Origin of the sequence: Streptomyces sp. NPDC007346, assembly GCF_040703535.1 — a bacterium.
Lineage (GTDB): Bacteria > Actinomycetota > Actinomycetes > Streptomycetales > Streptomycetaceae > Streptomyces.
The window spans coordinates 1-20,332 of the sequence record NZ_JBEYKR010000001.1; the positions used below are offsets into that span (position 1 = coordinate 1).

12 protein-coding genes and 1 pseudogene are annotated in these 20,332 nt (G+C 72.8%); 3 read left to right on the forward strand and 10 right to left on the reverse strand.

Features of this window, described 5'->3' with window-relative positions; translation table 11 throughout:
* The 10 genes and pseudogenes from AB0917_RS00005 to AB0917_RS00050 form a co-directional block, all read right to left on the reverse strand.
* Positions 1-2,414: pseudogene (locus AB0917_RS00005) on the reverse strand (sugar-binding protein); the annotation flags it as partial.
* Positions 2,415-2,548: 134 nt separating this feature from the next.
* Positions 2,549-4,882, reverse strand: a complete 2,334-nt coding sequence (locus AB0917_RS00010; protein WP_366817117.1) for a LamG domain-containing protein — start codon at positions 4,880-4,882, stop codon at positions 2,549-2,551.
* A 168-nt stretch (positions 4,883-5,050) separates the two neighbouring features.
* The gene (locus tag AB0917_RS00015) at positions 5,051-6,688 is read right to left on the reverse strand and encodes a DNRLRE domain-containing protein (RefSeq protein ID WP_366817118.1); all 1,638 of its coding nucleotides are present in this window, start codon (positions 6,686-6,688) and stop codon (positions 5,051-5,053) included.
* Positions 6,689-7,074: 386 nt separating this feature from the next.
* The gene (locus AB0917_RS00020; protein WP_366817119.1) at positions 7,075-7,863 is read right to left on the reverse strand and encodes a sugar phosphate isomerase/epimerase family protein; all 789 of its coding nucleotides are present in this window, start codon (positions 7,861-7,863) and stop codon (positions 7,075-7,077) included.
* 75 nt (positions 7,864-7,938) lie between these two features.
* Positions 7,939-8,538, reverse strand: a complete 600-nt coding sequence (locus tag AB0917_RS00025; protein ID WP_366817120.1) for a GAF domain-containing protein — start codon at positions 8,536-8,538, stop codon at positions 7,939-7,941.
* On the reverse strand, positions 8,522-9,541 hold the full coding sequence (locus AB0917_RS00030; RefSeq protein WP_366817121.1) for a S8 family serine peptidase: 1,020 nt from the start codon (positions 9,539-9,541) through the stop codon (positions 8,522-8,524). Before AB0917_RS00030 ends, AB0917_RS00025 begins: the two co-directional genes overlap by 17 nt.
* A gap of 3 nt (positions 9,542-9,544) precedes the next feature.
* Entirely contained in the window at positions 9,545-12,904 is a 3,360-nt protein-coding gene (locus tag AB0917_RS00035; protein ID WP_366817122.1) for an adenylate/guanylate cyclase domain-containing protein, read from the reverse strand.
* Between the two features lie 383 nt (positions 12,905-13,287).
* A complete protein-coding gene (locus AB0917_RS00040) occupies positions 13,288-13,509 on the reverse strand; it encodes an aroma-sacti cluster domain-containing protein (RefSeq protein ID WP_366817123.1) in 222 nt (73 codons plus the stop codon).
* The gene (locus tag AB0917_RS00045; protein WP_366817124.1) at positions 13,506-14,234 is read right to left on the reverse strand and encodes an iron-containing redox enzyme family protein; all 729 of its coding nucleotides are present in this window, start codon (positions 14,232-14,234) and stop codon (positions 13,506-13,508) included. Before AB0917_RS00045 ends, AB0917_RS00040 begins: the two co-directional genes overlap by 4 nt.
* Positions 14,231-15,325, reverse strand: coding sequence for a radical SAM protein (locus tag AB0917_RS00050; RefSeq protein ID WP_366817125.1), 1,095 nt, complete (start codon positions 15,323-15,325; stop codon positions 14,231-14,233). The genes AB0917_RS00045 and AB0917_RS00050 overlap by 4 nt, the downstream gene beginning before the upstream one ends.
* 325 nt (positions 15,326-15,650) lie before the next feature.
* On the opposite strand from AB0917_RS00050, the gene AB0917_RS00055 reads away from it, so the two are divergent.
* From AB0917_RS00055 to lanKC, 3 genes are all read left to right on the forward strand, one after another.
* Positions 15,651-15,821 carry a hypothetical protein gene (locus AB0917_RS00055; protein ID WP_366817126.1) on the forward strand — a complete coding sequence of 57 codons (171 nt, stop codon included), beginning with the start codon at positions 15,651-15,653 and terminating at the stop codon, positions 15,819-15,821.
* Between the two features lie 352 nt (positions 15,822-16,173).
* The gene (locus tag AB0917_RS00060; RefSeq protein WP_366817127.1) at positions 16,174-17,451 is read left to right on the forward strand and encodes an MFS transporter; all 1,278 of its coding nucleotides are present in this window, start codon (positions 16,174-16,176) and stop codon (positions 17,449-17,451) included.
* 142 nt (positions 17,452-17,593) lie between these two features.
* On the forward strand, positions 17,594-20,323 hold the full coding sequence (gene lanKC, locus AB0917_RS00065; RefSeq protein ID WP_366817128.1) for a class III lanthionine synthetase LanKC: 2,730 nt from the start codon (positions 17,594-17,596) through the stop codon (positions 20,321-20,323).
* The last annotated feature ends 9 nt before the right edge of the window (positions 20,324-20,332 follow it).

Below are 20,332 nucleotides of genomic sequence, written 5' to 3' on the forward strand. Positions count from 1 at the left end.
TTGACCCTGACCTGTCCGTAGCCGCGCCATTGGGACCAGGTCTTCTCCTTCTCCTTGGTCAGGCCGTCGTCGTCGTTGTAGTGCCAGGCGGCGTCCCCGAGGTACTGGTAGCTGGTGACCTGGTCCGGTGAGCCACCGGTCCGGTCGGTCCGGGTGACGGACGTCGTCACGTACTTGTTGAACCACTGTTCGGTTGCCGGGTCCGTGTCGTTGCCTCCGATGTACTGGGGGAAGCAGCGGGTGGTGTTCGTCTCCGGAGTGGGCAGGGAGTTCCAGTTGCAGGCCGGTGCCGAGTAGTTGGCACTGATCTGCCCGCCGGACTCGTCGTCGACCGCGTGGAGGCGCTCCTTGATGAACGGGGCGAATCCGTCGCCCGTCCTGTCCAGGCGGTTGGCGAGCTGGGTGTACGCGAACGTCGTCTTCGGGAGCGTGACGGCCGGAGCCGCGGGTTCACCGGTGAGGGTCGGGGTCGCGGACTCCCCGGTGTGCTGGATGCTCGTCAGGAGGAGCTGGTAGTCGGTGTCGGCCATGCCCCAGCGGTGGGCCAGCTTCCAGGAGTCGACCTTGCCGTAGGAGCCGTCCGGCTTGAGGACCTGGGTGGTGATGTCCGTCAGCCGCTTGCGGGTCCAGAAGGAGGGGGAAAGGCGGCCGTTGTCACAGCTCGTGCCCGCCTTGCAGTTGAGGTCCCAGGGGGTGTCGTACCAGTGGAAGGCATTGGTGTCGATGGTGTCAGCAGCACAGGTGACGCCCGCCTGCGGGAGGCAGCGCTCGGCACTGGCGAACACCACTTGGGAGAGCGGCTTGGCCGTGTAGAGGTCGTTGGAGCGCTGTCCGTAGTCGATGCGCTTGAGGGTTCCGCCCCGGGTGTAGGGGGTGTCGTCGGTGGCCTTGAGGTTGCGGCCGTAGGAGTTGGTCTCCTTGGTGTAGTGGTAGCTCATGGCGTTGCCGTGGGGGTCGACCACGTAGTCGACGTTCCACCGCCAGGCCTGCTGGCACCAGGAGTCCGCGAACGTCGCCCCGTGGCATTCCTCGCCGGTGTTGTTGCCGTAGACCGGCAGGGTCCAGGTGGAGTCCGTGGTGGGCTTGCCCGTGGTCCAGCCTGGCAGCCGGTTGTAGCCGAAGAAGTACTGGATGCCGTCAGGGGACGTGAGACGCCAGTATTCGTTGTCGTTGTCACCGTTCGCACGGTCGGCGGATTTCAGTCGGGTGATCCGGGTGCCGTCGTCGCGCTTGAGCTTGAACTCGTCCTTGCTGACCGGGATGAGTTCGCCGCTGGAGCCGTTGAAGGAGATGAACGCGTTGTCGTAGGCCCAGCACATGTCACCGGGCTTGTTTCCGTCGGCGTTCTTCACGCCGTCGTCCGCGCAGGGCTTGTAGCGGCGCTCGATGAAACCGGGCCACAGGTCGAAGCCGTCACCGGCCCAGGAGCCCTGGTTGTTCGTCCCCCCGGACCTTCCGTCGATGGATCCGGAGGAGTAGGAAAGGCCGAGACGTGGCTTGAGGCTGCCGGGAACCTCCGGGACCTGAAAGCCGTAGGACCAGTTGAAGTCGCCGGTGTTGAGGCTCGTGTTCCAGCTGGAGGAGGGCGACAGCGAGGTCGCCTTGTAGTCACCCTTGTCACCGGTTGCGGCGGCTGTGGCGGCCAGGACCGTGGTGGTGCCGGCTCGCAGCGTCACCGCGTCCGCGGTCAGTGTCTGCGCGGCAGTGTCATTCGTCGCGTCGACCGGCGTGCCTTCACGGCACTCCTCCCGCTCCGGTGTGCTGAGTGCGCAGGACGGAAGTTCGATCAGTCGCATGCGTGAGGCGTACGAGCCCCCGTAGGACTCGGCGAATGCCGCGTAGTCCACCGACAGGGTCACCGGTGCTTCCACGCGGCTGTGGACGGCTCGGTCCACAGCCGCCGGGGCTTGCGACGCGAGTGTGAAGAGCAGTCCGTTCACACCAGCCCGCGTGGCCTGCTTGCGGTCAAGGATGCGTGAGGTCACGTTGGTGGGGGTGGCGGGAACCGTACGAGCCGACCGTGCGCCGTCGCTCCCCTTCTGGGCGGAGCCTGCGCTCGGCGCGGTGCGACCGATCCCGATCGGCTGGCCCTTGGGACGGACGAAGCGCACTGTGCCCTCGGCGACCGAAGTGGGTACAGCGATCGTCGCTGTGCTGGGCGCCGGCAGCGTCGCCTGCGGGGCTGCGACTGGGGCCTGGGGCCCCTTGTCCGCCGCCCGCGGCTTCACCTCGTTGATGCGCTCGCTCTCGACGGACTTCTCGGAGGCAGGCAGGCCGGGAAGGTCTGTGGCCGCAATGGCCGAGACCGGAGTGGCACTGGCCTGCAGCAGTGTCGCGACCATCCCGGCGGACACCGCCAAGGAGATGCGGCGGACCGTCCGGGGTCCTGACGGGCGTATACGTCTGGGTTTCATGGAGTGGTGTATCCATCGCTGCCGGGTGCTGCGCTCGACAACGAGCAGAGCACGGAGAGTGGAGGTGGTGACAGAGGAGGTACCGGGTGTGGGCCTGGCCCATCAGGGAGGGCCCACACCCGGAACACAGGGCGTCAGGAGCCGTCGGGGACTTCAGTGGGCATACCCCCGGAGCCTCGGAAGAGTTCGTAGACCTGGCTCCCGTTCAGAGCTCCCTGGAAGGTCCATACGTCGTCGATCGAGCCGGCGAAGTACTGCCCGGCGTTGTCCGACTGAGCCCGTCCGACTTGGAGCGACTTGGTGGCTTTGAAGGTGAGCACGTCGTCGGCCCAGGCGATGAGGTCCTGGCACCCCGACTCGTCCGGGTTGCCGTCGCCGTCCGCGTCACGGCAGGCGACTTCCTGCAGGAAGCCGTTGACATACAGGCTGGCCTCCTTGGCGAAGCCGTCATAGACCACCGCGATGTGGTTCCAGTTACGGACGTCGAAGAACTCGGTGTTGCTCAGCTGTTTGACAGTGGCGGCCGCGTTGTCCTTGTCGGGAAGGGCGAGCTGCCAGCTGCCGAGCCCGTTCGGATCGGCCGGGTCGGGGCGGTAGCGGACCTCCAGCGCGCTGCGGGTGGCACCGCCGGCGCTGAGTACGGTCATGTCGTGGTCCGGCGTCGCGGCCGCCTGGGCCCAGGCCGTCATCGTGAAGCTGGTGCTGGTGTCGACGGGCATCCTCGCCGTCGCCGCGTAGGCATCCGTGCCGTTGAGCTGGAGACCGCTGTCGTCGACCCAGCCCATGCCCAACTGGGCGGCGCCGTAAAGGCTCAGGTGGTTGTTCTCCTTGGAGGAGTCCGGGGTGCCGGCCGGTGTTCCGGGGGTCGTCTCCTCGAAGTTCCACCTGCTCTTGACCAGCGGGCGCTGGCGGAACAGCTGCTGGGCCTCCTCCGCCGATACCGGGCGGTCGAAGAGACGTACGTCGTCGATCACGCCGGGGAAGAAGCTCTGCACGACTCCGCTGCGGGAGCCGGCTCCGATGGCCATGGGCCGGGTGGCGGTGAAGGAGGTGCTGAGCGCGGTGGAGCCGGCCTTCACACCGTTGACGTACAGGGTCAGCGTGCCGGCCGTGCTGTCGCGCACACCCACCAGGTGCACCCACTCGCCGACTGCTGCCGTCGTGCCGGCCGGCTGGGTGGCCCGGATGATGCCGGTGTTCGGGCTGTCGGCGGTGTACTGGTTGATCACCCACTGGTCGAGAGCCCGTGAGTAGTACAACGCGAACCCGAAGGCGTGCTCGCCGGCCTGCGCGACCACGATCGACGAGCCGTCCTGCTTGCGCTCCAGCTTCGCCCATGTCGACACCGCGAAATTGCGGAAGGTGTTGATGTGCGGACCGGAGGTCTGCCCGATCTGCCCATAGCCCGTTTGGCCGTCGAAGTGGGCGGCCTTGCCCGCCACGCCGGCAACCCCGGCGGTGACCCCGCCGTGGTATTGGGCGGGCAGCACCCCACCGTGGCCGCTGACCTCACTCGCACCCGGCTCCTCGTCGAGATCGAAGATCGCGACCGCCGGCGAGCCAGGGTCCCCCACCGGCTCGAGCGCCTGAAGCCGGGCCACGTCCGCCGCCTCCAGTGCCCGATCGAAGAACTGCACCTGGTCGATCGCACCCGGCAGGAAGTCCGACACCCCACTGTCCGTGTTGGGCACCGCGCCCAGCAGCACACCCTGGCGCGCGTTCCACGGCTTGGTGAGCGTGGCCTGGCCGGCCAGCTCGCCGTCCACGAACAGCTTGATCGTCCGGGTGTCGGCGTAGTAGGTACCCACCAACTGGGTCCAGCGCCCCACCTGGGCATCGCCCGGGGTATCGGCCATCGCCCGCACCACCGTCGCACCGGCCGCATCATCCTCCCGGTGGTTGAACACCCACCGGTCCGCAGCAGCCGAGTAGTAGAGCGCCTTGTTCGCCACCCTGTTGCCCGGCAGCGACAACACCGTCGCCGAGCCGGTGGTGGGCAGCCGGTCCAGGCGCACCCAGGCCGAGACCGAATGTCCCGGGGCCGTTTGGATCGGCGTCAGGTCCGTCGCCGCGTAGCCGTCCACGCCGTCCAGTGCCAGCGCACCGCCGTCCACCCCCACGGCGCCGCTCTGCGCACCGCCGTGCAACCTCAGTACCCGGGCCGGGGTGGAGCCCTCGGCCTGCGTCGCCCCGTCCGGCTCGTCCAGCTGCCAGGTCGCACGAGCCGGCTGCCCGGCCTTGACCCGGAACTGGTACGTACGGATCTCCGAACCGTTCCCCGCCGCGTCGAAGGCCTGCGCGGTGATGAAGTTCAGGCCCGGCTTCGAGGGCAGGAACGGGACGCTCTTCGCCGCGCCGCCGGTCGTGGTCAGCTGACGGGCCGAGGACGGGTCACTGTTGATGCCGTACCAGTAGCGCGTCACATCGCTCGATGCCGTGTCGAAGGTGAACGTGCCGTACTGGCCCACGCCGTCCAGCCACGGGTCGTTCGGGTCGTCGGGGCGGGAGGCGGGATACTCCGCCGACGCGATGGTCGGCGCGGCCGGGATGGTCTTGTCGTAGACGAAGTAGCAGCCCGTCGGGTCACCGGCCGAGGACCACGGCGAATACTGGGCCCCGTCGTAGGAACGGACGTGTCAGTGCACCGTCTTGTTCTGGGGGATCGACGTGGGCAGGCTCATCGTGAAGCCGGAGCCGGACTTCTTGTACGAGGTCAGTGCGGGCTTCCAGCGGGCGATCAGTCCTTGGCCGTCGCCCGTGTCCCACAGCGCCTGGACCTGGATCGCGACGTTGTCGCCGTCCGGGTCGGTCACGTTGTTGATGTTGATCTTGCCCAGGGTGCGTACGCGCGGAGCGCTGGCGGGGCGCTTGCAGACACCGCCGTACTCCATGGAGAGCTGCGACATCTTCAGCTGCGCGGGGGGCCGGTTGTACTGGACGCGCAGGAACGCGTTGTCGGAGAACCGCTTCCAGGCCAGGCCGTCCGTCTCACTCGCCGCCCGCAGGCCGAACGTCATCGTGGACCACTTGCCGTTGGCCGCCTCCTGGACCGCCGACTTGATATCGAACTCGGCGTCCTTCGCCGCGCACCCGGTGTAGCCGTGGGCGAACGACGACGACTTCAGCTGCTTGATCCAGAAGCCCGAGGCGTTCTGCGAGTTCCACGTCGTCGAGGCCGAGATGTCCTTCGTCCGCCACAACTGCACAGCCTTGGCCGTGCACGAAGCCGACCAGGTGTTGCGCACCACGAACTCCGCCGACAGGATCGACTTCCCCGCGAACTTCGACGTCGGCAGCCGGTACAGCAGCCGCTTCGTGTCATGGGGCTGGCAGTAGCTCCAGTTGCAGTACCCCAGACCGGCATCCGACTCACCGTTGAACTTCCACTGCGGAGAAGACGCCCAATACTTCGACGCCATCGTCCACGCCGAAGCACGCGGCGAATACCACTGCGGATCGATGAAGACCGGATACGTCGTGTCCGCACCCCGCAGAACATCGGCATCCGGCGTCAGGACCAGCTCCTCACCCCCGGCCGGAAGCGTCACCCCCACCGGAGCCAGCTTTCCGGACTCGGTCGCGGCGGGCTCACCCGGACCATCCGTGCCCGCCGTCTGCGAACCCGCACCCGTCTTGGCCGTGATGCCTGCGCCCTCGACGCCTTCGGCCGACGCGCTCTCAGCCGGGGTGCTTTCGCTCGACGTACCTTCGGCCGGGGGGTTTTCGGCCGGGGTGCTGGAGTCCCACATCATGGGCTGAGGGGCTTCGAACACCGCTCCCTGGGCGCCCTTGTCGATCGCCTCCAGGCCGCCGCCGTCCGCTTCCCGCACGTCCATGCCGTCCGCGGCCAGCTTCAGACGCAGCTCGGACAGCTCCTCGTTGGCCGCCGCCTCCGCGGACTTGACCACCAGCAGCTGCGTGAACCCGTCCTCCTGCGCCTCCATCCGCAGATCCACATCCGGCAACACATCCCGGTACGTGGCCCTGGGCCCGTCCAGCTCCGGCGTCGGCAGCCTTCCCGGCCAGGACAGGGCCAGTTCGCGACCGGCCTTCGTCATCCGTACGAGGGGCGCGTCGCCGCCCCCGGAGAACGACAGCCCCACCGTCGTCACCTTCGGTGCGACACCGCCGTCGGCGGAGTGAGCCAAGTCGGTCTCGACCGGCTGCCACTCGCCCTTCACCCGGGCCCGCACCGGACGCAGGTACTCCCGCGCCTCCAAGTTCCCCTCAGGCGTCGCGAAGACCTCGCTGCTCTCACCGCGCAGCGAGGTCACCTCAACAGACCGTCCGGTTCTTTTTGCCTCCACCTGCGCGGCGTCAACGGTCGCCCCGGCCTCTCGGGTCTCCCCGGTCCCACTTGCCGGAGCGACCGGGCGGTCCGCCGGTGCGGCGGCCGCCTGCGGCGCCAGGCTCGCCAGCACAGCGAGGCCGAGACCCCCTGCGACCAGCCCAGTTGTTCTCCGGCAACGCAGTTGCCCCCACAAAGTCCCCACCCCGCCCGTGCATGGTGCCCCCCTCACAAGTGAGGAGCTGAGCGGGACTCTATGAAGATGTTGTGTGAATGGCCAGAGACTTATGTAGACACCAAGCCCCTAAAACAGGGCATCCGGTCTGTGACTAGTCTCACTTTCGTCCGCCTCGGGGGGCGCGGGGGCAGCCTTCAGGCCTTGGGTGCCCCGAGCCGCAGCAGGTGGTCGCGGCCTGCGCTGAGCAGGGCCGGGAGTTCCGGTGCGGCCGGGTGCCAGCGCTTCTCGTACTCCCAGCAGACCCACGCGTCGGGGTCCAGCTCGTCCAGGCAGGCCGTCAGCGGCAGCACTCCCGCGCCCAGGGGCAGCGGGGTGAGGTCGTCCGCCGAGGCGACGTCCTTCACCTGTACGTAGCCGAGGTGCGGGGCCAGTACCGCGTGGCTGGCGGCGGGTTCCTCGCCGGCCAGCCAGGTGTGCAGGACGTCCCAGATGGCCCCGATCCGGGGGTGGCCGACCGTGCCCACGACCCGGGCCACGTCGGCGCCCGCGCGGTGCGAGTCGTGGGTCTCCAGCAGGATGCTGACGCCCATGTCGGCGGCGGCCGGGGCGGCCGTGCCCAGGCGGCGGGCGGCCGTCGCGTCGGCGTCCGCCGGGTCCTGGTCGCCGCCGCCCGGGAAGACGCGGACGTACCGGGCGCCCAGGTCCCGGGCGAGCTTCACCAGCTCGGCCAGTTCGGCGGAGATCGCCTCCTCGTCGCCCTCGGCGGCCACCTGGACGTACCCGGCCACGGTCAGGATCTCCACCCCGGCCGCCTTGAACTCCTCGACCACATCGGCCCGTTCGAGCGAGGAGAGGCCGAGGTGTACGGGCTCCTCGGGGTGGGCGCGCAGCTCCACGCCCCGGTAACCGTGCTCGGCGGCGAGCCGGACGACCTCGGCCACCGGCATTCCCGGCACCCCGAGAGTGGAGAAAGCGAGCTTCACGTGTCCGTCCTTCCATCGTTGCCACGCGGGAGCGTGTGCGGCGCCTTCCCCGGCTCCTGCCCGCGGCCCGGCACGCTATGCGGTGCCCCGCAGCACCTGCTCCAGGCTACCGAGCAGGCGCAGCGCGTCCTCGCGCTCCGCCGCCTCCAGGGCCCGCCCGACGGAGGCCGCGGCCACCGGCTGCGGGGTGATCACCCGCAGGGCCGCCGCGGCCTGCCGGGCGAACATCGCCAGCAGGTCCAGCTCCCGCACGCTGGAGCGGGCCTGCGGCGAGGGGTCCAGCACCTCGAGGACGCCCAGGACGCGGGAGTCGCTGATCAGCGGGGCCGCCATCAGGGAGTTCGGGACGTACTGGGTGGACTCCGCCAGCGAGCGGTCGAAGGACGAGTCGGTGGTCAGGTCGTCCACCACCATCGGCTCGCCCGAGGTCGCCACCCAGCCGGCGATGCCTCGTCCGGCGGGGAACCGGCGGCCCACGAGGAACTCCTCGCCCTCCCCGGAGACCGCCTGGAAGACCAGCTCGTCCGCCTCCTCGTCGAGCAGGAAGACCGAGCTGGCCGCGGCGCCGAAGATGGCTCGGGCCACGTCGACGACCGACTGGAGCAGTTCGTTGCGGGGCGCGTCGCCGGGGGTGAAGGGGGCGGAGGCGGGGGCGGATTCAGTCTTCGGAGTCATCGCGGATATCTCCTGCCGCTGTTGAGGGACGCGGGTGTGACGGGCCCGGGTGTGAAGGAGGCGAGAGGGGGAGGCCCGGGTATGAAGGAGGTGAAAGAGGTGAAGGAGGCGAGAGGGGAAAGGCCGAGGCGCTCGGCTCGTGGCGCACATTGGCCGCGGACAGATAGAGGGCGTTCTTGAGCTGGAATGCCGTCATCCGCGGGTGCGCCGACAGAAGGCGCGCGCAGAGCCCGGTGACGTACGGCGTGGCGAAGCTGTTGCCGGTGGTGCGGATCGTCCGGCCGCCCAGCCACGGTACGGAGACGTTCTGGCCCGGCCCGAAGAACTCCACGGGCGGCTGCGGGTTGTAGAGGTGGAGGTCGGGGTCGTCCTCCTGGTGGCTGCCGACGGAGATCACCGAGGCGAACCGCCAGGGGAAGCTCTCCACCGGCGTGTTGTGGGCCGATGCGACGATCACCGTACGGGCGAAGTAGGCGCTGTCCGCGAGGGCGTGCAGCTCCTGCGCGAAGCGGGTGCGGGTGGTCGACAGGCTCAGGTTCACCACGTCGAAGCGCTGCTCGACCGCCCAGCGCAGCCCCGCCATCAGGATGTCTCCCGTGCCCGAGAACCGCTCGCCCAGCACCCGTACGCTGTGGATCTCGCACTCCGGCGCGGTCCGGCGGATGATGCCCGCGCACGCGGTGCCGTGCCCGCAGGTGTCGCCGGTGGTCGTCGGCTCGACCGTGATCTCCCCGCTCTCCCCGTCCTTGACGACCACCCAGGAACCGGCCGGTTCACCGACCAGCGGATGGTCGCGCTCCACCCCCGAGTCCACCACGCACACGCGTACGCCGCGCCCCGTGGCGGGCCCGGCGGGGCGCCCGAGCGGCGGTCCCGGATCGCCCAGTACGGGCACGTCCTCCGGGCCGCGTCCGCGCAGGCTCCAGGTCAGGCCCAGCCCCGGGGCCGGGCGTGTCCCCGGGTCTGCTCCGGCCGCCGTGGCCGTTGTCCGTGCGGTGCCCATCGGTCAGCTCCCTTCCCTCGTCGTGCTCGTCGTGGCCATGGCTGTGGGCGGGGGCCCCGCGTGTGTGCCGAGGAAAGCGGCCACGCGGCGGGCCCCCGGCAGGTGCCCCTTGCCCGCGAAGTGCTCCCCGGCGCTGCGGGCCGCCGCCTCGGCGGCAGCCGTGAGGCCCAGCGCGGCGAGCGTGTGGGCCCGGTCCAGCTCGGCGGTGGCCTGCACCAGCGGTGAGTCGGTGAGCAGGGAGGCGCGTACGGCCCTCTCGGCGTGGTGGAGCGCCTCGTCCGGGCGGTCCCGGGCCGCCAGCCGGGCCCGTAGCCCCTCCAGGTCGACGGCGTCCGCGCGGCTCAGCCCCGACGCGTCCCCGATGCCCGCCAGCCACCTCGCCGCCCGGTCCTCGCTCCCCGCGTCCAGCTCCAGCCGCGCCGCGTCCAGCGCCACGGCCGTCCGCATCCCCGCCGCCCCCGTGCGCCGGGCCGCCGCGTCCGCCCGGACCAGCAGGGACAGGGCCTCGGCATCCCGGCCGAGCAGCGCCTCCACGGTCGCCCGGAACACCGGCAGGAACACCTCCGCCTCCGCGAACCCCAGCTTCCCCGCCAGCCGTTCCGCCTCGGCCAGGCACGCGTACGCCTCGCCGGGCCGGTCCTGGAGCCCGTGGAGGACGGCCAGCGGGCAGTTGAGCGTGGTCCGGACCGTCGGCCGGCCGGATCCGTGGGCCGCCAGCAGGGCGCGGCAGCGCTCCACCGCGTCGGGCACCGGGACGGGCCCGCGCCAGAGGGAGATGCCGATCGCGCCCAGGGCCCCGGCCCGCTCGGGTTCGGCCCCGGCCGCCACCGCGTGCTCCAGGGCGCGGGCGTGGTCGCGTTCGGCCTCCTCGTGGCGGCCCGACTGCTGGAGCTGCTGGGCCAGGCGGAGGTGGGCCCGCGCCCGGCCGACCGAGTCCCCGACCGCCTCGAAGACCGGCAGCACGGAGCGGGCCGTGGCGGCGGGGCCGGGGCTCGCTGCCGGGTCCAGCACCGCCAGCGCCAGCCGGGCGTGCGCGGCCTCCACCGGAGCGGAGCCCAAGTCCCTTACGCGACGCAGCAGTTCGGCGCCCTCCTCGGCCCGGCCGAGCGCCACCCGTACCTCGCCGAGCCCCAGCAGCGCCCCCGCCGTGTCCGGCCGCAGCGCCACCGCCCGCTCCAGCAGCCCGTGCGCCCAGTGCAGGTCGGACCGGGCGGCGGCCTGGGCTCCGGCCCGGCCCAGCGCGGCGGCGGCGCGGTCCCGCAGCAGCCGCGCCCGCTCGTCCAGCAGCCCGAGCTCGGCGCGGTAGCGGTAGGCGCGCTCCAAGTGGCCGCCGACCGCGCCGTCGCCGGTCCGCAGCACGCTCGGCAGCTCGGCCGCCCACGCGTGGCGCTCCGCCTTGGCCCGCTTGGAGAGCGAGGCGTAGGCGACCTCGTGCACCAGCCCGCTGCTGAACCGGTACGCCGAGGACTCCCCGGCCCCGGACGGCGCGGGCTCCACCAGCCGTCGCCGGGTCAGCGCGGCGAGCGCCTCGTCGACGCGGCGCTCGTCCGGGGGGCCGTACCCGCCCCCGTCCCCGGCGGTGACGGTGCCGGGGACGGGGGAGGCCCCGGGCCGCTCCGCCGTCCGTACGGACAGCTCCAGCCGCACCAGCTCCGCCGCGGCGAACTCCCGGCCGATCACGGCGGCCAGGTCCACCACCCCGCGCTCGGCGCGGGCCAGCGCCCCGATCCGGGCGCCCAGCAGGGCCTGGAGGGTGGGTGGCAGCTCCCCTTCCGGACCGGCCGGGGCGGCCCCGTCGCCGACCAGGAGCTGTTCCAGGTAGAGCGGGTTGCCCTCGGAGCGGGCCAGGAGCCGGTCGTCGGCCGGGGCGGGGCGGCCGTCGAGCCGAGCCAGACCGGCGGCGAGCCAGGCCGCCTCCTCGCGGGGGAGACCGGCGAGCTGGAGGTGCCCCTGCTTCTCATGCGCCGCACCCGTGCCGACCGCACCACCGGCCGCATGCCCCCCGTACGCCCCATGCATCCCATGCGTCCTGTACACCCCATGCGTCCCATGCGTCCTGTGCGTCCCATGCACCTCGTGCGCCCCGCCCGCCGTATCCAGTCCCTCCGCCCTGTCCACCCCGTCCGGGCGGCCCGCGCAGATCACCAGGACGCGGGCGGGTCCGGCCCCGCCCGTCAGGCGGTCCACCGTCCGCACCAGCAGGGGCGCCGCCGCATGCCAGTCGTCGAACACCAGGACCACCGGCCGGCCTCGGGCCGTCCGCTTCAGGACCACGGTCAGCGCGGCGCACATGTCCTCGAAGGGCGCGTTCGGTGTGCCGTCACGCAGCAGGCCCCCGGAGAGCAGGGCCATCGAGTCGTCGGTCGTCAGGCCCTGTGTGCCGTCCTTCGCACGGTCCAGGTGGGGGAGCAGGGAGCGTACGGCGTCGGCGAGGGGCGCCAGTGTGCCGTGGTCCCCGTAGGTGCGGCAGCGGCCCGCCCCGTACGCGAGGGTGCCCGCGCCGCTGCGGCGCGTCAGCCACTCCCGTACGAGCCGGGTCTTGCCGATGCCCGCCTCGCCGGTGACCCGCAGCAGGCCCGAGCGGTCACCTCGGACGACCTGCGCCAACGCGGTGTCCAGGCAGGCCAGTTCGGTGGTGCGGCCGACGAAGGGGGCGTCGAAGCGGCGCAGCAGCTCGGGGTCGTCCGCCCCCAGCGCCAGCAGCCGGTAGGCCTCCACGCTCTCGCGCTTGCCCTTGAGCTGGAGGGGGCCCGTGGCCTCGGCCGTCACGGTGGGGCCCGCGGCGAGGAGGGTCTGCGGGCCGATGAGGATCTCGCCGGGGCCCGCGTTCTGCTCCAGGCGGGCGGCGATGTTGACGACCTCGCCGGAGACCAGGGCCTGCCGGGCGGTGGCGTCCGAACCGGCCACCACCTGACCGGTGTTGACCCCGACCCGGGTGGTCAGCCGGATACCGAGCGAGGCGTGCAGCTCCTCGTTGAGGGCGTCCAGCGCCCGTCGCATGCCGAGCGCCGCCGCCAGGGCCCGCCGGGCGTCGTCCTCACGGACCACCGGCACGCCGAACACCGCCATGACCGCGTCCCCGATGAACTTCTCCGGGGTGCCGCCACGCGCCACGATCTGCGCGCTCATCGCCTCGAAGTACCGCAGCGTCACCGTGCGCAGGGTCTCCGGGTCCAGCGTCCCCGACAGCGCGGTCGAGCCCACGAGGTCGCAGAACAGCACGGTCACCGGCTTGCGTTCGTCCTCGGCGGGGGGTGGGACGGGGGCGGGCGCCACCGCTGCCGGACCGGCGCACGGCGTCCCGCAGGACGAGCAGAACCGGGCCGTGGAGGGGAGCTCCTGTCGGCACGAGGGGCAGGTCATGGCGGGTCCTCAACTCTCCTGGTCCAGCTCTCCTGGTCCGGCTCTCCTGGTCTCCGGGACCAGTTCTGGTCTGGGCTCCGGTGGTCTTCGCGTCCAGCTCTCGTGGGCTCCGGTGGGCTCCGGGACCGGTTCTTCCGGGCTCCGGTGGTCTCCGTGTCCAGCTCTCGTGGGCTCCGGTGGTCCCCGCTGAACTCCGGGTGGGAACCGGTGCGGCGGCCGGCTGTCGTACCGGGCCGCACCGGCTCCGCCCGCGCCGGACCCCCGTCCTGGCGCGGACACCCCGGTGCCCCGCGAGAGGCTCCTGACGCACCCCGGGGCGCGCGTCAGGCGGATCAGGGCCGGAGAGACCGGAGGCCGGACGGGTCCGACGGGCCGGACGCGCCCTAGAACAGCGCGCCGCCCGCGATCTCGCCGTGGGCCTGGACCTCGGGACCCACCGCGTCCAGCCGGCTCTTGACGTCGAGCAGCAGGGTGAGTTCCTGCGGTGTCAGTTCGTCCAGCACCTGGCGCTGTTCCTCGGTGAGCAGGTCCACGGGGAAGCCCGCTTCGTGCAACAAGGCCTCGGTGGGCGGTTGTTCGGGTTGGGTCGGTGGTGGTCCGGTCATCGGGTGTCTCCCGTCGGTGAGGTGGGTCCAGCTCCCCGCAGCGACGGCGCCGGTGCGGAGCGCCCGAGCCGGACGAACAGCCGGGTGAGCGCGTCGAGGGAGTGCAGCGCGCTGACCGCGACGGCCGCTTCTTGGTCCCGGGTCAGGGGCAGCCGGTCCAGCAGCGCGTACAGCTCGTCCAGGTGGTCCGTGTCGAGCGCCGCGTGCTCCCGTACGGTCCGCAGCGCGGCGGCCGGCAGCCCGGTCAGCGCGCCGATGCGGCCGGTCAGCCCGGGGGCGGGCGCGTACCCCTCCAGCACCGCGATGTAGCCGAGCAGCGTCACCGGGTGGTGGTGCTCGATCCAGTAGTGCTGGGGGCCGACGAGGGTGGCCACGTCCGGCGGGGGCAGCGGGCCGAGCGCGTCCTCGGGGGCCGCGCCCGCCGCGAGCAGATCCTCCAGCAGCCAGGCGTCGTGCCCGGCCTCCTCCTGGATGTGCTCCGCCAGATACGCGGTGAGCGGCTCCGACAGCGGATCGCCGCGCCGGTCCGACATACGCCGCAGGGCGAGCTCCATCAGCGGCACGGAGGCCCGGATCACGGCGTGCATGGTGCACAGATACGTCCGGTAGCGCGGCAACAGCCCCTCCGGGCGCCACATATGGGTGGTCGCGCCCCGGAACTCCGGTTCGAGCAGCTGGAGTTTGGTGCGCAGGCGCGCCGACACGAGGATGGTGGTGGTGCTCACTGCGCCCTCCCGGGCTCGGTCTTCCGGGCGGATCCCGCGTTCACCAGCGGTGCGTACGCCGAGCAGCCGTGCCGCCGCACGACCCCCTGAGGCCCGCCCCGCGCCCCGCGCTCGGCGGCGGCCAGGTCGAGCAGCGCACCCGCCGGGCCGGCCGCCACCGCACGGGCCGCGGCCGCCACCGCCTCGTCGCCGCCCAGCGCCCGGCAGCCGTCGCAGTAGGAGACGGGCCGGGGCGCGACGCCGGCGCGGGCCGCCAGATGGGTGGGCCCGACCGTACGGATCATCCGCAACACCGGGGATTCCAGGGCCCGTCGGCGTACGGTTCCCCAGTCGTCGGAGCCGATGTGCCCGAGGTCCAGGTGGGCCGGGACGGGCCGCCGGTCCACGGTGTCCTGGTTGCAGCAGGCCAGCACGGAGCCGTCGAAGGCGACCACCGGCCAGGCGGCCATCGAGCACGGCGCCGCCTTCGCCGGGTCGGGGCCGGTGCGCGCGGGCCGGGCCCAGGAGGCGGCCCGGCCGAACGGCCGCACCTCGTTGACCAGGGACGGCACCCGGCCGCCGAACTCCTTGTCGATGGCCCGGGTGATGTCGGCCAGATACGGGTCCGAGGCGCCGGTCCCGGTGAGGTGGAAGCTGACGGAGACGCCCGACTCGCGGATGCGGTGCAGGGCCCGGAACACGTCCGCGCGCGCCACCTCCCGCTCGTGGTGGACGTCCAGGCTCGCGGAGAAGTGGTCGACCTGGGCGATGGCGCGCAGGATCGCGGGCGGGATCTCCTTCGAGCGGGCGAAGAACATCCCGCTCAGTACCGCCGTACGCGATCCGGCGCGGCGCGCCAGGAAGCTCAGCTCGCCGGTGAGGGTGGGCAGCAGCAGCGGCTCCCCGCCCGTCAGCATGACGACGTCCGGGCGGTTCTCCTCGGTGAACGAGCCCACGAAGCGCAGCAGTTGGCCGGCGTCGGGCTCCTCCCGCACGGTCAGGTCCGACCCGGTGGAGCAGTGCCCGCAGCGCAGGGGGCAGCGCCGGGTGAGGCCGAGCAGCAGACCGGCGGCCGGGAAGGGCCGGAGTCCGACGAGTTCGGCGAGTTCCATGCGGGCCGCCTCCTTCGGGGGCTGGGGCGCGCCCGGACTTCTGGGGCCGGTGCGCGCCCGTCCAGGCTGGGCCGCACCGGTTCACCAACGGTCGGCTACCGCTTCAGGACCGGTATGCGGCCAGGTCAGCGGGGGCAGAGGCCCGTCCGGCCGTCCGGCGGAGCCGTCGTCCAGCCCCTTCGTACTGGCCTCATACCGGCCCCATACCGGCGTCGAAGCGTCTGCCAGGCCGCCATCCCTAGCTTTCTCGGCAACGGCAGGCAACGGACCGCGGCAGACGCCACGGACACCGAGCCGGCAACCCTCTGAGTGGACGGAGACCACCATGTCCGAGAACACCAAGCCCGCCGCCGACGAGAACAACACCGACGAGAACGAGACCCCCGAGGTCGAGGCGCACTCCTCCGTGCTGGACCTCCAGGAGACGCCGGGCGTCGTCGACCGCGAGATCACGCCGGGCAACTGCTTCAGCTCGCTCAGCGTCGTCCTGAGCTGACCGGCCGGAGCAGCGGGTCGGGCGCACCGTCCGGCGGGGGCCTGTGCCCCGCCGTTCCGCAGCGCCCGACCGGAGCGGGGGCGGCCTCCGATCATGACGGAGGCCGCTCCGCCGCCCCGGTACGAGCCCCTTCGTACGAGAGGCCCCGACCCGTCGCGGGCCTCCTCGGGCTCCGGCCTCCGATCACCACGGAGGCCGCCCCGCCCGCCTGGTACGGGGCCACGGTACGAGGCCCCCTGTACGAGAGCACCCGCCCCTCGTGGGCCCCCTCGGCTCCGGCCGGTCTCCCGCCGGCCGTCGCCCGCCGCCCGTCAGTACAGCCGACGACCCGACGAACAACGGGAGCCCCCCGATGGACACGCCGCTCCGCTCCAACCGGGATTTCCGGCTGCTCTGGTTGAGCGGCCTATTCGCCGTTCTGGGCGGCCAGATGAGCGCCCTCGCCCTGCCCCTGCTGATCCTCAGGACGACCGGCTCCGCCGTGCAGGCCGGAGCCGTGGGAACGGTCTCCGTCTGCGCCCTGCTGGTGACGATGCTGCCGGGCGGGGTCATGGCCGACCGCGTCGAGCGCCGCCGCCTGATGCGGCTGTGCGACGCGGGCAGCCTCGCCGCGGTCACCGCCCTGACCATCGCCGTCTGGTACGGGCACGCCCCCATGGCGCTCGTCCTGCTGGTCGCGGCCTCGGGCGCCGTACTGAGCAGCGTCTACGCCCCCGCCGCCTTCGGGCTGATGCGCGCGGTCGTGCCGCCGGACCAGATGGGCACGGCCACCGCGCGGCTCCAGGCACGCACCTCCACGGCCAGGATGGTGGGCCCGCTCGTCGGCGGCGCGCTGTTCGGCATCCACGAGGCCCTGCCCTTCGCGGCCCAGTTCGTCGGGCTGTTCCTGTCCACGGTCTGCGTGGCCCTCGTACGCACCCGCTCCAAGGCCAGGACCCGGGCCGGCTCGGTGTTCAGCCGCGAGGAACTCACCGCCGGGCTCGCCTTCCTCTGGCGACTGCCCTACCTCCGAACGGTGCTGCTCGTCTTCGGCCTGGGCATGAACTTCGCGTTCGGCGCCCTCACCTTCACCGCCCTCGCCGTCTTCTCCGACAACGGGTCCTCCGGCCTCGGCAGCGGCTTCGTCATCACCTGCGTCTCGGCCGGCTCACTCGCCGGAGCGCTGCTCGCGCCCCGCTTGGCACCGGACCGCCATGTCCGCGCCCTCATCGTCCTCAGCTGCTGGAGCTGTGTCCTGACGGCTGCCGTGCTGGCCTGGTTCAGCAGCGCGCTGCTGGCCGGCGTGCTCTGCGCGATCAGCATGGGCCTCTCGACCATCGCCAGCATCGGCTTCCTCTCGACCCTGCTGGTCGTCACCCCGGAGGACCGGATCGGCAGGGTGCAGAGCGCCGCCGGCTTCCTGTCCTCGATCGTCCAGCCGTTCGGCCCCCTCGCGGGCGGCGCCCTGCTCACCACGCTGGGCAGCCACGCCGCCTTCGGCGTGACCGGCTGCGTGCTGGCCGTCTCGGCGGCCGTGGTCACGCTCGCCCCCTCCGTACGGGCCGGGGCGGCCCCGCCGCCCGCGCAACCGCAGACGCCCCCAGCGCCCGATCCGGAACCGGCCGGAACAGCCCCACCCGTACGGGAGTAGCCCCCACCCGTACGGGAGTAGCCCCCACCCGTACGGCCCGTACGGGGGCAGCCCGCACCCGTACGGGGGCCGCCCCGGAAGAGGCCGGGGTCCGTCCCGCCCACGACTCCGCCGGCCCCGGCGCACCCTGAGGAGATACACCGTGTCCGGTATCCAGCAGACCCAGCTCTACTGCGTCGCCGACCCCACCTACTACGAGACCCCCGCCCGCCTCCAGGACGGGCGGACCCGCTACCCGCTGGACACCGCCCCGCCTCCCGAGGGCTGGCGCCGCGCCCGGGGCGGGCTGTGGACCTCGCTGCTGCCCGAGGACCGCGAACCGGCCGGGCAGGGCTGGAAGATCCACGTCTCCACCGTCCCCGAGGAGGCCGAGGCGACCCTGCGCGACACCGCCCGGATCTGCCTCGCCCACGGCGTACCGTTCAAGTTCCTCCGCAGCGAGCAGGCGCTCCTGCTGATGTCCGACAAGTACATGGCCCGCTCCGGCGCCGGGAAGTTCCTCACGCTCTACCCGCCGGACGAGACCGTCTTCCTGCGGCTGCTGGACGAGCTGACCCACGCCCTCGCGGGGCGCCGCGGCCCGTACATCCTCAGCGATCTGCGGATCGGCGACGCGCCGGTCTACGTCCGCTACGGGGCGTTCGTCGCCCGCTGGTGCCAGGACGCCGACGGCGAACGGGTGCCCGCGCTGCGCCACCCCTCGGGCGAACTGGTGCCCGACGAGCGGGGCGTGGTGTTCCGCGTGCCGCCGTGGGTCACCGTCCCCGAGGCGCTGCGCCCGCACCTCGCCGCCCGCGCCGCCGCCGGGGACACCGCCTTCGCCTACACGGTGACGGAGTCCCTCCAGTTCTCCAACGCGGGCGGGATCTACCTGGCCCGGCACAAGGAGACCGGTCAGCAGGTGGTGCTCCGCGAGGCCCGCCCGCACTGCGGGCTGGACGGGGTGGGCGATGACGCGGTGACGCGGCTGCACCGCGAGCACCGGGCGCTGACCACGCTGGCGGGGCTGGACTGCGTGCCCCAGGTGTACGGGGTGCGGACCGTGTGGGAGCACCACTTCCTGGTCCAGGAGCACATCGAGGGGGCCACCCTCCTGGAGGAGATCGTCTCCCGCTTCGGGCTGCTCCACACCTCCGGCACGGCCGAGGAACTCGCCCCGTACCTCGACTGGGTGGACTCCGTGACCGAGCGGCTGACCCGGGCGCTGGAGGCGGTGCACGGGCGCGGCCTGCGCTTCGGCGACCTCCACCCCTCCAACATCGTCATCCGCCCCGACGGCCGCGTGGTCCTCATCGACTTCGAGTACGCCACCGCCCTCGACGACCAGGACACGCCGGTGGCGGGCGCGCCGGGCCTCCAGGCACCCGCCGGAACCCTGGGCACCGAGGCCGACGCCTACGCGCTCTGGGCGACCTGGCTCTCCATGCTGATGCCGATCATGGAGATGGCCGGGTACGACCGGGCCAGGGCCGTGACCCTGGAGCGGTGGGCCCGCCGGAGGTACGGCCTGGCCGCCGACGCGGGCCCCGTCCGCCCCGCCGCGCTGCGGGCGGCGGAGGACCGCCTCGGCGGTGAGAACGAGATCGCCGCGCTGCTCGACGGACCCGCCCCCGACTGGGCGGAGCTGCGGACCCGGCTGATCGCGGGCATCCACGCCGGGGCGACCCCCGAGCGCACCGACCGCCTCTTCCCCGGCGACCCGCAGGTCTTCGACTCCGGCGGCGGCGACCTCGCGCACGGGGCGGCCGGAGTGCTGTACGCCCTGCACCGCGTCGGCGCCCCCGTCGAGCCCGCCTGGACGGACTGGCTCTCCGACGCGGCCCGCCGCCGCGACCCCTCCGCACCGGGCGGCCTCTACGGCGGGCTGCCGGGCACCGCGGTGGTCCTGTCGCTGCTGGGCCGCCCGGACGAGGGCCGGGAACTCTTCGAACGCGCCGCCGCCGCGCCCCCGTCCGCCTCGGCCGACCTGATGAACGGCCGCGCCGGCATCGCGCTCGCCGCCCTGCGCCTGGCCCGGCCGACGGCTCGCGGGGAGGCGGCGCCCGACGCCGGGGCCGACCCGTACGGCGAGGCCGCCCCGGATGCCGAGGCACACCCGTACGCCAAGACCGGCCCGTACGCCAAGACCGGCCTGGAGGCCAAGGCCGACCCGGACGCCAAGGTCGACCACGACCTGGTCGAGCTGGCCGTACGCACCGCCCACGACCTGGACCGCCTCGTGCGCGGGGAGTCCGTACCGGGCCTGGCCGCCCCCGCGTCGGCGGGGCTGCTGCGCGGGCTGAGCGGCGCGGCCCTGCTCCACCTCGAACTCCACGCCCTGACCGGCGAGGACCGGCACCTGCGGGCCGCCGGCCGGGCCCTGGAGCGGGAGGCCGGGCACTGCGTGACGATGCCGGACGGCATGGTCCAGGTGAAGGACGGCCGGCGCCATCTGATCTACCTGGACCAGGGGAGCGGCGGCGTCGCGCTGGTGGCCCAGGCGTATCTGGCCCGCCGCGCCTCCCCGGAGCTGGCGGCCCTGCTGCCCGGTGTGCGGCAGGCCTGCGCCCTGGAATTCGTGCGCGAGCCGGGCCTGTTCACCGGCCGCGCCGGGCTCATGGCCGCCGCGGGCCAGTTGTCGCCCGACGACCGTACGGCACCCGACATCCTGGCCTCCGTACGGAACCTGTCCTGGCACCTGATCGCCCAGGAGGACCGGCTGCTGGTCCCGGGATCGAGGCTGCGGCGCTGCTCCGCCGACCTGGCGACGGGCGCGGCGGGACTGCTGCTGGCCCTGCACTTCCTCTCCGGAGGTACGGGCGGTGGCGGGGGCGGTGGCGATGATGCGGCAGGCGGGGCGCCCGGTCTGCTGGAGCTGCTGACTCTGGGGTGACGCCTCGGC

Coding starts and splice junctions, on each gene's coding strand:
- AB0917_RS00025 (WP_366817120.1), bottom strand. CDS start 8,538: ATGACTCCGAAGACTGAATCCGCCCCCGCCTCCGCCCCCTTCACCCCC.
- AB0917_RS00030 (WP_366817121.1), bottom strand. CDS start 9,541: ATGGGCACCGCACGGACAACGGCCACGGCGGCCGGAGCAGACCCGGGG.
- AB0917_RS00035 (WP_366817122.1), bottom strand. CDS start 12,904: ATGACCTGCCCCTCGTGCCGACAGGAGCTCCCCTCCACGGCCCGGTTC.
- AB0917_RS00040 (WP_366817123.1), bottom strand. CDS start 13,509: ATGACCGGACCACCACCGACCCAACCCGAACAACCGCCCACCGAGGCC.
- AB0917_RS00050 (WP_366817125.1), bottom strand. CDS start 15,325: ATGGAACTCGCCGAACTCGTCGGACTCCGGCCCTTCCCGGCCGCCGGT.
- AB0917_RS00055 (WP_366817126.1), top strand. CDS start 15,651: ATGTCCGAGAACACCAAGCCCGCCGCCGACGAGAACAACACCGACGAG.
- AB0917_RS00060 (WP_366817127.1), top strand. CDS start 16,174: ATGGACACGCCGCTCCGCTCCAACCGGGATTTCCGGCTGCTCTGGTTG.